The following is a 13,373-nucleotide window of genomic DNA, read 5'->3' as shown; positions in this document are numbered from 1 at the left end:
TCTACATTTATACAAATGAAAAAATCTCCCTCGTGGAGATTTTTTTATTTAATTCAATACCAACACATTAAAAACTAATGAAAAATTTAGTTCAAATAATATTTGGAAACCTAAAAACTGTTGTTATATTTGCAAGCGCTTACCACAAATAGTTGTGGATTTGGGGAGATACTCAAGCGGCCAACGAGGGCAGACTGTAAATCTGCTGTGTGAACTTCGCAGGTTCGAATCCTGCTCTCCCCACTATAATAAAAAAAACACATTTTTAAGAAGCCTTCTTCATTAAAAATGTGTTTTTATTTTTATACAAGGTTTCCTTCCTCTCAAGGATCATTGAAAATAATCTGATTTTTTTTAATAAATCTGTCTTTAGCAACCGTAAATTATAAAACTTGTCGACACAAAATAATTGACACAAAAAAAGTCCTGAAAATTTTCAGGACTTTTTAATTTTCAAACGGTCTAAAATCTATTCCAAAATAAAACTTACACTAACATTTGCAATAATTTCTATTTCGCCAATGGCCAAAGTTTCTCTTGGAGCTGATTCTACTTTATCCATCGACATAGACTTCATTGCGTACATCCTAGGCTGTGGAATATAAGATTGTGAATTATCGGATATCACTATCGCTTTACCTACTTTTTGTCCTAAAACGGAAACAAAATCTTCGGCTTTTGATTTTGCATCTTTTATGGCTAATTTTCGAGCATCGGATTGCAGTGGTAGCATTTTAGAAGATTTGAATTCTACATTATCAATTCTGTTGATTCCTTCATTCACTAAACCCTCCATTAGCGTATCATATTTAAACAAATCTTTCAATAGAATTTGAACGGTTTGAGTGGCTATATAATTGTATTTCTTTTTCTCATAATCATAATTTGGATTCAAAGAAATGCGTTGCGTTTGGAAATCGTCTGGAGCAATATTCGACTTTTTGATGAATTTTAATATAGCATCCATCTTTTTGTCATTTTCCCGTTTCACGTCTTCCGCTTTTGTTCCTTTAGTTTCAATCGAAATTGAAATTAACGCTTGGTCGGGGGCTACCTTTACTTTGCCCTCGCCCGATACATTAATCATTGGAACTTGCTTGTGATCTTGTGCATACGAATTTGCCATAATTACTAAGGCAAGAATTAAAATTACTTTTTTCATTTTATAAAAATTTTATATGTTTAAAAATCAGTAGTCAAATCTTGTGCCAATTATAGTTTCCCCAATTTAGACATAATAAAAAGGATTACAATTGGAATTGCCAAAAGCAACACCATAAAAGTATTATCAGTAAGCATTGCGGGTTGTTTTATTATTGTTATCAAATACCCTCCAATTGCACCTCCAAAATGAGCCGTATGACCAATGTTGTCGTTCTTGGCTTTCATTCCATAAATAGAATACAATAAATAACCAATGCCAAAAAGATAAGCTGGAATGGGAATTACATAAAACAACCCCAACATCATATCAGGTTGCAATAAAATCGCCGAATAAATAATTCCAGTTACCGCCCCTGATGCTCCAATGGCTCTATAATTATAATCATTTTTGTGCATTAACAATGTCAATAAACTACCAAAAACAAGGCTAATCATATAAATTAAGAAAAAAGAAGCCTCCCCAAAATAGTTTATCACAACAGGCGCAAACATATAAAGTGTGAACATATTGAAAAATAAATGCCCCAAATCAGCATGTAAAAAACCTGAAGAAATCATTCGGATTTGTTCACCAGCTCGAATACTACCTACATGGAATTCATATTTTCGAAAAAATAGTAGATCATTAAATCCTTTATAACTGAATAAAACAGTTACGGCAATAATAAAAATTGTACTCATAAATAATTTGGATTTTATTAAAAATGTAAATCTAATTAATATTTATGGTTATAAAACGCATCAAGAGTTCTAAACTAATCACCGAACGATTTATTTAAATTATATTTGTTGAAAATATTTAGTTAATGCGTTTCATTATTTACCTTATAGTTTACCCTTTTTTATGGTGCATCTCGATGTTGCCTTTTAGATTATTATATCTTTTTTCCGATTTCATATACTTAATAGTTTACTATATAATTGGTTACAGAAAAAAAACTGTTCGCAAAAATATAGCATTGGCATTGCCTCATCTGTCAGATCAAGAAAGATTAATCATCGAAAAAAAATCATTTCAACATCTATGCGATATGTTTCTCGAAATGATCAAAACTATGACCATATCAAAAAATGAAATAAGCAAACGTTTTGTATTTACCAATCTAGAAGTATATCAAAAACTTGAGGGGCAAAATAAAAGTATTGCAATGATGATGGCACATTATGCTAGCTATGAATGGGCAATTTCTATGAATACTTATGTTAAATTTAGTGCTTTTGCCATTTACAAAAAATTAAGCAACCCCTATTTTGACAAACTAGTTCGTAATATTAGATCCAGATTCAAAGCTACTCTTATTACTACTAAAGAAACTATTCCATTAATCATTGAAAATAATAAAAATAAAAAATTAGCTCTTTACGGTTTTGCAAGCGATCAATCTCCCAGAGTATCAACTGCTTTTCATTGGCAAAAATTTATGGGAATAGAAGTTCCTGTTCATACTGGCGCAGAAATGCTTTCAAAAAAATACAATATGTTCATAGTTTTTTTAAAAGTAAAAAAAGTAAAACGTGGTTATTATGAAGCCAGTTTTGAAGTTCTTTCAGAAAATGCATCAGCAGTTCCAAACTATGAGATTACCGATAAATTTCTAAAATTAGTTGAACAACAAATTCATGAAGCTCCAGAACATTATTTATGGACTCATAATCGTTGGAAACATAGGAGATAGTAGTCAGTGGTCAGTGGTCAGAGATCAGTGGTCAGTGGTCAGTGGTCAGTGGTCAGAGATCAGTGGTCAGTGGTCAGTGGTCAGTAAATAAAATTTGATTAAAGAAAACTATTTAAACCATTCTTCAACCAAATTTTTCTCGAATGATTCTGCCTTTTTATGAATAAATTCATTGGTGTTTTTATCATAAAAATAGTCTTTCGCCCAATCTAGATGATTCTTTGCCAATGATTTTATGCTTTCGCAAACGAACTCTATTTCTTCATTTGTAGTTGTCGGATGAATGGACATTCTTATCCAACCTGGCTTTTTCAATAAATCCCCCAAGGTAATTTCGTCGATTAGCTGGTGCGAAGTTTCCTGATCTACATGCAATAAAAAATGACCGTATGTTCCCGCGCAACTACAACCACCACGAGTTTGAATTCCGAATTTGTCATTCAATATCTTTACGCCCAAATTAAAATGCAATTCGTCAATGTAAAACGAAATTACTCCAAGTCTTTCTTGATGTTGCGCTGCTAAAATTTTGATATTTGGAATATTTCCTAGGTTCGAAAAAATATAACCTACTAGTTCATTTTCGCGTATTAGTATATTTTCAATTCCCATTTTTTCCTTTAATTGGAGCGTCAAAGCCGTTTTGATGACTTGCAAAAAACCTGGCGTTCCACCATCTTCCCTATCTTCGATATTGTCAATGTATTTGTGTTCGCCCCAAGGATTTGTCCAAAAAACGGTTCCACCGCCTGGATTATCAGGAATCAGATTTTGGTATAATTTTTTATTAAAAACCAAAACCCCCGATGTTCCTGGACCTCCAAGAAATTTGTGTGGTGAAAAGAAAATCGCATCCAAGAAACTTTCCGAATCCTCTGGATGCATATTAATTTCGACATAAGGACCTGAACATGCAAAATCAACGAAACAAAGTCCGTTGTTTTGGTGCATCAATTTGGCAACTTCATAATAAGGAGTTTTAATTCCAGTAACGTTCGAACAGGAAGTAATAGAAGCTATTTTGAAACTTCGGTCTTTATATTTTTCCAATAAAATTTTAAGGTTTTCAAGGCTGAATAAACCATCCTCGGTTGATGGTATCACCTCTACATCGGCAATGGTCTCCAACCAAGAAGTTTGGTTCGAATGATGTTCCATATGCGAAATAAAAACTACCGGCTTCTTATGTGTAGGAATGTTGATAAAATCTTTCAGGTTTTCAGGGATTTTCAGACCCAAAATACGTTGAAATTTATTGACTACACCTGTCATTCCGGTTCCATCATTTATAAGAATATCATCTTCATTAGCCTTGACATGCCGCTTTATAATTGTCCTAGCTTTGTAGTAAGCTATGGTCATTGCTGTTCCTGAAACCGTAGTTTCGGTATGTGTATTGGCTACAAAAGGACCGATTTCGTTGATTATTTTTTCCTCAATAGGACGATACAAACGACCACTCGCGGTCCAATCCGTATAAATAATTTTTTGTTTTCCGTAAGGTGAAACAAATTCCTGATCTATTCCTATAATATTCTTGCGAAATTGCTGGAAGTAGTGTTCTAATTGAGTTGGCATTTCTTTGGTGGTCATTGTATTGCGAATTTGATTCAAAGATACCTAATTTCATTATTTGGCACACAGAAAATAGTACGTAGATTTGTATGAGTCATATTTAACAAAAACACAAGAATAACTTTCCAAAAATGGATTCAATAAATTTTACTTTTGTTAAATGGTCAACAATACTTCTCCACATATTTTAACTACATCGGCAAATCTTTTAGGATTTTGTCTTTTTATTATTACTTCATTACATATTTCAAACAAAATAGAAATACACATCATTGATGAGTTTACTTCAGTTATAGCCATTTTGCTTACATGCTCGTGTATTTTTTCTTTTATTTCTATTTAACCACCTCGGGGCAGAGTCACAGAGGCATTAATAAAATATCAGCCGTAGATTCACCGATTTTCAAAAATCATTTTTAATCTGTGACTCGAGCAATAGCGAACAGGCGAAGCAATCTGTGGCAAAAAAAAACGAAGCAGATCTTCGAAGAATTAAACCTAAAGTATAGACCGCGAAATTAAATTTGAAACTATTGCCGATTACTTTTTTATAACTGGACTCGTGGGAATCTTGGTTGTTCTCTTACTAATAACCATGAACTACATTAAATAAACAGCTGTTTTTAAACGATTTGACACCTACAAGGTCAAAAAAAAACGTTTCTGAACTAGAAACGTTTTAATATTTTTTTTTATCTTATAAATCAATACCAATAGAAAACTGCCAAACTCGGTTGTATGCTTTGCTATTATCATATAAATCGCCTAAACCTAAATGATAATGCACCTCAAAACTGATACCAGAATCTGTTTTAAGTCCACCGCCTAAGTTTACTCCCCAATCAAAATTATTAGGATCATATTCTTGTGAACTATTAAAAAGTCCTTCGTATTCCTCTTTGTGCGTAATGGCCAATCCTATTTGCGGACCAGCTTTTAAAAATAAATTTTTAGAAGGATATGCTTTTAGCATTAAAGGCAAATTAATATAATTCAATTTTTGAGTAAACGTTCCGCTACTATTTGTAATTACATATCCTTGTTGCGAATACACTAGCTCCGGTTGAATTGCAAAGCTATCACTCAGAAATTCTTCCCCATAAACCCCGATATGAAAGCTATGACGTTGTTCAGTTTCTCCTTGTCCATCAAAATTTACTGCAGCCAGATTATAACCGCCTTTTATACCTGCATTCGATTTATGTGTCCTATTTGCTTGTGCGCTTATTGAGAATACCATTCCCAAAAATAAGGCTATTGTTAGATTTATCGTTTTCATATTTCATTTTTTTAATAAATTATTTTCCGCCATTTGCACGAAGATCTGCAAGACATTGCGCATCCAATTGTGGAGCCGAACCACTAGAAACCATATTGCCAATACCATGACCGGTTTCGGATGACCAGTACATTAAGCAACTTTCTACATTACAATGTTTTGGATGTTCAGTGTCTTCGTGACTACTTTGCAAAGCTGTCCCTAAGTTGGTAAGTCCTAAAATATGCCCAAATTCATGGTTAATAATAGTAGTTTCTAATACGCTTCTATTCGGTTCAAATGTGCTATTACTCAAACCATGAACTGTTTCCTCATAAATGACCATAGAGGTATTTCTGTAAGCTGTACCCAAGACAACTGAAGTACTGGTGTTGCTTGAAGATTTCCCATCAGTAAAAAATAACCAAACAGCAATTTGATTTGAAGTATTAAATTTTGTTCTGTTTGCATCTTCAATCTCTGCTATTTCTGCATTGGTAAAAGTTGCTTTCCCAGTAGATGGAATGGCTCTTTTTACAATACTTATTCCGTTTGGTTTATAGGTTCTCGCAGTTAGAAAAGCCACAAAATTATTAATAGCAGTGGTAGAGGGTTCAAAACCTTGAACATAGACTACTTCTACAACCATGCTAGAAAACTTTTTGTCCGACAATAAATCATTAGACGAACTTCCTGTTGCTTGTTTATTTGTATTCGGATTTATACTATCTCCAGAAGTAGTCGCATCGTCTTTGGTACAAGACACAAATAAGAACAAACCCAATGTTAGAAATACAATTATTTTTTTCATTTTTGTTTTAATTTTAATATCAATTCATTTTCAAGAACAGTTACTTAAAATAGGCAACTGTTCTAAAAAATGTATGCCAAATTATAATCTAAATTTGTTTTAAGACTAAGGTAACAGCTGCATTAGTTGAACTTTGCATTGTTATTGTTGATGAAGTAAAACTAGTTACTTTCCAGGTATTGTTCAATAAAATAAACGATGCGTTTCCTGAAAAATTGAGTTTTAGTAAAACATCTATTTCAGAGCTAGCAGCATAAGTTCCGTTTACAGTTGTATTTAAAACAGTAACGGCAGTTACAGCTAAATTATTAGCAAAATACAAAGTATACTCTTTATAATTTGTAGCCGAGTTCACCCCTGCGCTTATAAATGAATCTACTTTGAACTTTCCATTAACCAAGATTGTTTCTAATTTTTTAGAATTTTCGGCGGCAGCTGCTTTGGCTGCTTTTACCTTAATTGCTGCATCTATAGTCGATTGAAACTGTGCATCGCTATTTACGGTTGATTTTGATTCTCCTTCAATTGTAGTCGAAATTGGATATTTTACAGAATAAAATTCAGTACTGCTTACATTAGACATATACGCATACAATTCCTGTTTGGATGTAATAACAACACTTCCTGTTTGAACTAAAGTCGCATTATACGTTAAAATTGTTATTGGAAAGCTGATATCTACGGTAGAGACAGCATCTTGACTACCACTTTGAGCTGATGAACATGCATTTAGAATCGCATTATACTCGCTTTGGTTATTCGCCGTTACCTCAGTATAATTACTTAATTTCACTCTTAAAGGAAATTGAAGCACCACAGTATCTTGATTCGTATTTGATTGTCCCAAAATTGAAATTACTTGTTGGTAATTTAATTGCGTTAAAATAGAGACCTGAACACCATTAACTTTAGCAACTGCTGGTAATACGATTGAAGAACATGATGCTCCATCTAAAAAATCATCAGATGAACCATCGTACATCGAAGCACGTTTTAGATTAGTAGTTGTTGTTGAGTTCGCAGAATTTGTATTTGGATTATCTCCTTCAACGTTATCAATTTCACTTTGGCATGATGTAAAACCTAAGATAGTCATCAATGCAATTCCAGTAATAATTTTTAATTTTCTCATAATTTCAAATTTAATGTTTTTTTTATATTTACAAGCGATGTTTTTAAACGCCTTTCTGTTAGTAAGACAACCCACTTTATTTTTTCCCTACAGAAAATTTAAAAAAAACGTGAAAATTTAAAACATAATTCACAACATATTAGATACCAATTAATTACAAATAAGATATTTTTCAAATAATTCAAATACTATTATTCTAATTGCAATTTGTAAAAATATTTTACTTTTACAACTTACAAAAAACGAATTAATTCTAAATGAGCGACGAAAACAAAAACCTTTGCGACGAAAATCACTTTAGGATTTTTTACCTAAAACAGGTTCAATCTGCAACAAATTTTGCTTATTACAAATGTGGGGATAGTGATGCCGCACTCGATTTGGTACAAGATGCTTTTACTAAAATATGGGAGAATTGCTCCAAAATTGACCTTACTAAAGTAAAAACCTATTTATTTACCAGCATTAATAATTTATTTCTAAACCGCATCAAGCATCAAAAAGTGGTTTTGAAGTATGCTAAAGACGCTCCTAATTTAGACATCAACAATCAAAGTCCCGAATATTTATTGGAAGAAGAAGAATTCAAACAAAAACTGACTAACGCAATTGCTTCTTTGAGTGAAGTACAACGTCAAGTGTTTTTATTAAATCGAATCGAAGGAAAAAAATACAGAGAAATTGCTGATTTGCTTGACATTTCTCAAAAAACAGTCGAAAAAAGAATGTCTGGAGCATTAAAGATTTTAAAAGCTCAAATAGAGAACCTATAATTAGTTATTGAACTGTAGGGTAATTATAAAGTTAGTTGTCTTATTAACATAGAGATATCAAATGAAAAATGAAAAAGAAATATTAAAATGGCTAAACCATGAGCTTACAAGTGAAGAAATCGATGATTTGAAACAATCTGAAAATTCTAAAACACTTGAAAAAATTGCTCATTACGCATCACAATTAGAAACTCCAAAAGTAGATATCCAAGCTGCTTTGGATGCTTTTTATGCCAGAAACCAATCTAAAAAGAAATCTAAAGTTAGAACTTTAGACCTAAAACCATTGTATAAAATAGCTGCGATTTTTGTTGTAATGCTCACCACAGCCTATTTTTTATATTTCAATGCCACCACATCATTTGAAACTCAAATTGCACAAACAAAAACAGTTTTGCTTCCGGACAACTCAGAAGTGATATTAAACGCTACTTCAAAATTATCTTTTAACGAACGAAAATGGGCCGATAAAAGAGAGCTAAGATTAGATGGAGAAGCTTATTTTAAAGTACAAAAAGGAAAAACCTTTAGCGTAAACTCAAATTCTGGAATTGTAAAAGTTTTGGGAACACAATTTAATATAAAAGAGCGTAAAAACTATTTTGAAGTGCATTGCTACGAAGGTTTAGTGAGTGTAACTTTCGACAATAAAACCATCAAACTACCTCCTGGAAAAACGTTTAGAGTTATCAATGGAATGATTGAAAATCTCGAGGATTATAATGCCAAAAACCCTTCTTGGATCGAAAAAGAATCCAGTTTTAATAGCATTCCGTTAGATCAGGTAATCGCAGAACTGGAACGTCAATATAATATAAAAATTAAAACGGAGGGTATCAATACATCCAAACTATTTACGGGAAGTTTTACCAATACAAATAAGGAAATAGCGCTACAAGCCGTTACAATTCCACTTCAATTAAGTTTTAGAATTCAAAAAGAAACCGTCATTTTATACAATTATGGCGTTAAATAAAGGAATCATTTTTCTGCTACTCTTTTTAGGAAGTATTTGTTATGGACAAAATACGGCTAAGAAAGTGGCACTTACAAAAGTTATTGTTTCCATTGAAAAACAATTTAATGTGAAATTTTCGTATGCCGTTGAAGATGTTGCTGCCATTACAATTGAAAAACCCAATGCTGCCTTTACTTTACAACAAACAATAGATTATCTCAACTCGAAAACCCTATTAAATTTCAAAGCCCTAGACAATCGATATGTTACCGTTTCGGTGATAAACAAAACAATTTCAGTTTGTGGCATTGTTTTATCCGATGAAAATAAAACACCTCTAATTGGTGCTTCTGTACTTGTAAATGGAATTGAGAAGAGTACTCTTACTGATAAAAACGGCCAGTTTACATTCGAAAACATCCCTTTAAACTTCATTATAAGCATATCCTATTTGGGATTTGAATCCAAACAAATAGCGGTTTATGAATTGTTTTCAGCGCAAAATAATTGCAATGAAATAATTCTTACAACTAAAAACGAAGAGTTAAATCAGGTGTTAATCAACATCTATTTAACCCCTGGATTACAAAAATATTTAGATGGAAGTACCGTTTTAAACACAAAAAAATTCGGCATACTTCCTGGACTAATTGAACCCGACATTTTACAATCTATTCAGGTGTTACCCGGTGTTGAAAGCAACAATGAGAGCATCGCAAATATTAATGTTCGGGGCGGAACAAATGATCAAAATTTAGTGCTTTGGGATAATATCAAAATGTATCACTCTGGTCATTTCTTTGGATTAATTTCTGCTTACAATCCCAATCTCACGAACAAAGTAATCGTTAGCAAAAACGGAACAAGTGCTGAATATAGTGATGGCGTTTCGAGCACAATTAATATGCAAACCAAAGACAATGTTACCAATGTCTTTTCTGGTGGAGCGGGAATTAATCTAATCAGTTCGGATGCCTTTTTAGAAATTCCGATAACAAAAAAATTAGAATTTCATATTTCAGGACGTCGTTCCATTACCGATTTATATCAATCTCCTACCTATACCAACTATTTTGAAAGAAGTTTTCAGGATAGTGAAATCAATACAAATAATGACCAGAAGGATACTTCTTCAGATTTTTACTTTTATGATTATACCGCAAAACTACTTTATGATATAAATGAAAATCATCAATTTAGAGCAACTATTATTGGAATCAATAACGCTTTAGATTATTCAGAACTCCATACTATAAACTCAAATGAAACCGAATCTAAAATTAGCAATTTATCACAAAAAAATATTGGCTATGGCGGGAATTGGAAAGGACAATGGACGCCTAAACTAAGTACAAATCTTATTACTTATTTTTCTAAATACAATATAGACGCTACCGATTACAGAATAGAAACAGATCAGCTTTTAACTGAGGCCAATGAAGTTCTCGAAACTGGAATAAAATTTAATAGCAATTATAAACCAAATGATAATTTAAATCTCTTAGCTGGATATCAATTCAATGAAACCGGAATGTTGAACCAAACTACCGTTAACAACCCCAAATATACTAGTACAAAAAAAGACGTTCTATTGAATCATGCCTTATTTTCAGAAGTTGAATACCATAAAAAAAACACCTATTTAAGATTAGGATTGCGTTTGAATTATTTTCAAAAATTCGAAAAACTTATAGTTGAACCTAGAATAAATATTAGACAAAAAATATCTAATCAATTTGCTTTAAAGCTAGAAGGTGAATATAAAAACCAGTCCACTACTCAAATTATTGATTTTGAAGATGATTTTTTAGGGGTTGAAAAAAGACGTTGGGTTTTAGTCACCGATAAAGACATACCCATTGCGACTAGCAAACAAGGTTCTTTTGGGGTTGAATTCAATCAAAACAAACTAAATATTGAGGCTACAGGGTTTTATAAAATTGTTGATGGAATTACAGCTTCTAATCAGGGGTTTTATAACAGCTTTCAATACGCTAACGCAAATGGAAGTTACAACGCTAAAGGATTAGAATTTTTAGCCAATAAAACAGATTATAAATATAGTTTTTGGCTAAGTTATACTTTCAGTACAAATCAGTATGAATTTGATTCTTTTACACCTTCAACTTTTCCCAATAATGTTGATATAAGACATTCAGTATCTTTGGGTTTTTACTACAATCTATTTAAAAATCTAAAAATTGCAGTAGGTGGTATTTGGAGAAATGGTCAGCCGTACACAAAACCAGTTGAAGGCAATGAAACCGTACAAAACGGAAATAGTACAATGGTAAATTATGGCATACCAAATAAAGAAAACCTTGATGATTTTATGCGTTTAGACGCTTCACTAAATTATAGTTTCAATCTTTCTCCAAATATTAAAGCTGTATTTACAGCTGGCGTAATAAATGCTACCAATCATGAAAATAGTATTAATCAGTATTACAAAGTCAATCCAAATGACTCTAATAAAACGATTCAAGTAGATAATAAATCACTTGGTTTAACCCCAAATATCAGTTTTAGAGTGAATTTTTAATGCTGTTTTAAAATAATTTTTAAAAAGAAAAACCCTTTCTAAAATAAATTATGAAAGGGTTTTATACTTTAAAAAGAAAGCTCTTAAATTCCAGCTATTGTTTTTATTTCTTCAATAATCCGTAATGCCAAAACATCGGCTTTTTCTTGAGATGCTGCTTCGGTGTAAATACGAATAATTGGTTCGGTATTCGATTTCCTAAGGTGTACCCAGTTTTCTGCAAAGTCAATTTTTACCCCGTCAATGGTAGTGATGTCTTCGTTTTTATATTTTTCAGTCATTGCCACAAGAATCGCATCGACATCTATTTGTGGCGTCAATTCGATTTTATTTTTGCTCATATAATATTCTGGATACGAAGCGCGCAAAGCAGAAACAGTCATCTTTTTGTTGGCTAAATGCGTCAAAAACAAAGCTACTCCCACCAAACTATCGCGACCGTAATGCAGTTCCGGATAAATAATTCCGCCATTTCCTTCGCCACCAATAATGGCATTATTTTTTTTCATCAATTCCACTACATTCACCTCGCCCACTGAGCTGGCTTCGTAATTTCCATTATGCAAATTGGTCACATCACGCAAAGCACGAGAAGACGACATATTCGAAACTGTATTTCCAGGCGTTTTACCCAAAACAAAATCGGCACAAGCCACCAAAGTATATTCTTCGCCAAACATTTCACCGTCTTCACAAACAAATGCCAAACGATCTACATCGGGATCAACCACAATTCCTAAGTCCGCTTTTTCCTTGACTACTAATTCCGAAATATCCGTTAAATGTTCTTTCAAAGGTTCTGGATTGTGAGGGAAATGTCCGTTGGGTTCGCAGTATAATTTCACCACTTCAACGCCCATTAATTCTAATAATTTTGGAATAATAATACCTCCTGATGAATTCACTCCGTCAACAACTACCTTGAATTTTGCCGCTTTTACCGCTTCAATATCTACCAATGCCAAGTTCAATACTTCATCGATATGAATGTCCATATACGCATCATTTTCAATGATTTCGCCTAAATTATCTACATCTGAAAAATCGAATGCTTCGGCTTCGGCAATTTGAAGGATTTTCTCTCCTTCGATACCATTCAAAAACTCTCCTTTTTCATTCAACAATTTCAAGGCATTCCATTGTTTTGGATTGTGTGAAGCTGTCAAAATAATGCCCCCATCGGCACTTTCCAAAGGAACAGCAACTTCAACGGTTGGTGTCGTCGAAAGTCCCAAATCGACCACGTCTATTCCTAAACCTATTAATGTATTTACTACTAGATTATGAATCATTGGTCCCGAAATACGAGCATCACGTCCTACGACTACTTTTAACTTTCTTCCCGCTTCTAACTTCCCACTTCCCGCTTTTAAAAAAGTTCCATAAGCCGAAGCAAATTTTACCGCATCGACTGGCGTTAAATTATCGCCTACTTTTCCGCCAATAGTTCCTCGAATTCCTGATATCGATTTAATTAAAGTCAT

The 13,373-nt window shown here is 32.8% G+C and carries 11 protein-coding genes and 1 tRNA gene; 5 read left to right on the top strand and 7 right to left on the bottom strand.

Features of this window, described 5'->3' with window-relative positions:
* Window positions 1-162: 162 nt before the first annotated feature.
* Window positions 163-243, top strand: a tRNA-Tyr gene (locus tag FNW17_RS13890).
* 226 nt (window positions 244-469) lie between these two features.
* On the opposite strand, the gene FNW17_RS13885 is transcribed toward FNW17_RS13890, so the two are convergent.
* Window positions 470-1,162: an SIMPL domain-containing protein gene (locus tag FNW17_RS13885; RefSeq protein WP_143391375.1), complete on the bottom strand. Its 693-nt coding sequence runs from the start codon at window positions 1,160-1,162 to the stop codon at window positions 470-472.
* 50 nt (window positions 1,163-1,212) lie between these two features.
* On the bottom strand, window positions 1,213-1,845 hold the full coding sequence (locus tag FNW17_RS13880; protein WP_144071965.1) for a rhomboid family intramembrane serine protease: 633 nt from the start codon (window positions 1,843-1,845) through the stop codon (window positions 1,213-1,215).
* Window positions 1,846-1,970: 125 nt separating this feature from the next.
* Between FNW17_RS13880 and FNW17_RS13875 the strand changes: the two genes are divergently transcribed.
* On the top strand, window positions 1,971-2,840 hold the full coding sequence (locus FNW17_RS13875) for a lysophospholipid acyltransferase family protein (protein WP_143391373.1): 870 nt from the start codon (window positions 1,971-1,973) through the stop codon (window positions 2,838-2,840).
* A 108-nt stretch (window positions 2,841-2,948) separates the two neighbouring features.
* On the opposite strand, the gene FNW17_RS13870 is transcribed toward FNW17_RS13875, so the two are convergent.
* The 4 genes from FNW17_RS13870 to FNW17_RS13855 form a co-directional block, all read right to left on the bottom strand.
* On the bottom strand, window positions 2,949-4,433 hold the full coding sequence (locus FNW17_RS13870; protein ID WP_144071964.1) for an aminotransferase class V-fold PLP-dependent enzyme: 1,485 nt from the start codon (window positions 4,431-4,433) through the stop codon (window positions 2,949-2,951).
* Window positions 4,434-5,112: 679 nt separating this feature from the next.
* A complete protein-coding gene (locus FNW17_RS13865; protein WP_144071963.1) occupies window positions 5,113-5,694 on the bottom strand; it encodes a porin family protein in 582 nt (193 codons plus the stop codon).
* A gap of 19 nt (window positions 5,695-5,713) precedes the next feature.
* The gene (locus FNW17_RS13860; protein WP_143391371.1) at window positions 5,714-6,484 is read right to left on the bottom strand and encodes a membrane metalloprotease; all 771 of its coding nucleotides are present in this window, start codon (window positions 6,482-6,484) and stop codon (window positions 5,714-5,716) included.
* 88 nt (window positions 6,485-6,572) lie between these two features.
* Window positions 6,573-7,616 carry a hypothetical protein gene (locus FNW17_RS13855; protein ID WP_144071962.1) on the bottom strand — a complete coding sequence of 348 codons (1,044 nt, stop codon included), beginning with the start codon at window positions 7,614-7,616 and terminating at the stop codon, window positions 6,573-6,575.
* A 257-nt stretch (window positions 7,617-7,873) separates the two neighbouring features.
* On the opposite strand from FNW17_RS13855, the gene FNW17_RS13850 reads away from it, so the two are divergent.
* The 3 genes from FNW17_RS13850 (at window position 7,874) to FNW17_RS13840 (ending at window position 11,889) form a co-directional block, all read left to right on the top strand.
* Window positions 7,874-8,389: an RNA polymerase sigma factor gene (locus FNW17_RS13850; RefSeq protein WP_144071961.1), complete on the top strand. Its 516-nt coding sequence runs from the start codon at window positions 7,874-7,876 to the stop codon at window positions 8,387-8,389.
* Between the two features lie 61 nt (window positions 8,390-8,450).
* Window positions 8,451-9,365, top strand: a complete 915-nt coding sequence (locus FNW17_RS13845) for a FecR family protein (RefSeq protein WP_144071960.1) — start codon at window positions 8,451-8,453, stop codon at window positions 9,363-9,365.
* On the top strand, window positions 9,352-11,889 hold the full coding sequence (locus FNW17_RS13840) for a TonB-dependent receptor (RefSeq protein ID WP_144071959.1): 2,538 nt from the start codon (window positions 9,352-9,354) through the stop codon (window positions 11,887-11,889). The genes FNW17_RS13845 and FNW17_RS13840 overlap by 14 nt, the downstream gene beginning before the upstream one ends.
* Window positions 11,890-11,972: 83 nt before the next feature.
* On the opposite strand, the gene glmM is transcribed toward FNW17_RS13840, so the two are convergent.
* Entirely contained in the window at window positions 11,973-13,373 is a 1,401-nt protein-coding gene (gene glmM, locus FNW17_RS13835) for a phosphoglucosamine mutase (RefSeq protein ID WP_143391366.1), read from the bottom strand.

Origin of the sequence: Flavobacterium franklandianum (assembly GCF_007097365.1) — a bacterium.
GTDB lineage: Bacteria > Bacteroidota > Bacteroidia > Flavobacteriales > Flavobacteriaceae > Flavobacterium > Flavobacterium franklandianum.
The sequence above is the reverse complement of the archived record's forward strand: the minus strand, read 5'-3'. Positions and strand labels throughout refer to the sequence as shown.

Coding starts and splice junctions, on each gene's coding strand:
- FNW17_RS13885 (WP_143391375.1), bottom strand. CDS start 1,162: ATGAAAAAAGTAATTTTAATTCTTGCCTTAGTAATTATGGCAAATTCG.
- FNW17_RS13880 (WP_144071965.1), bottom strand. CDS start 1,845: ATGAGTACAATTTTTATTATTGCCGTAACTGTTTTATTCAGTTATAAA.
- FNW17_RS13875 (WP_143391373.1), top strand. CDS start 1,971: ATGCGTTTCATTATTTACCTTATAGTTTACCCTTTTTTATGGTGCATC.
- FNW17_RS13870 (WP_144071964.1), bottom strand. CDS start 4,433: ATGACCACCAAAGAAATGCCAACTCAATTAGAACACTACTTCCAGCAA.
- FNW17_RS13865 (WP_144071963.1), bottom strand. CDS start 5,694: ATGAAAACGATAAATCTAACAATAGCCTTATTTTTGGGAATGGTATTC.
- FNW17_RS13860 (WP_143391371.1), bottom strand. CDS start 6,484: ATGAAAAAAATAATTGTATTTCTAACATTGGGTTTGTTCTTATTTGTG.
- FNW17_RS13855 (WP_144071962.1), bottom strand. CDS start 7,616: ATGAGAAAATTAAAAATTATTACTGGAATTGCATTGATGACTATCTTA.
- FNW17_RS13850 (WP_144071961.1), top strand. CDS start 7,874: ATGAGCGACGAAAACAAAAACCTTTGCGACGAAAATCACTTTAGGATT.
- FNW17_RS13845 (WP_144071960.1), top strand. CDS start 8,451: ATGAAAAATGAAAAAGAAATATTAAAATGGCTAAACCATGAGCTTACA.
- FNW17_RS13840 (WP_144071959.1), top strand. CDS start 9,352: ATGGCGTTAAATAAAGGAATCATTTTTCTGCTACTCTTTTTAGGAAGT.
- glmM (WP_143391366.1), bottom strand. CDS start 13,373: ATGACTTTAATTAAATCGATATCAGGAATTCGAGGAACTATTGGCGGA.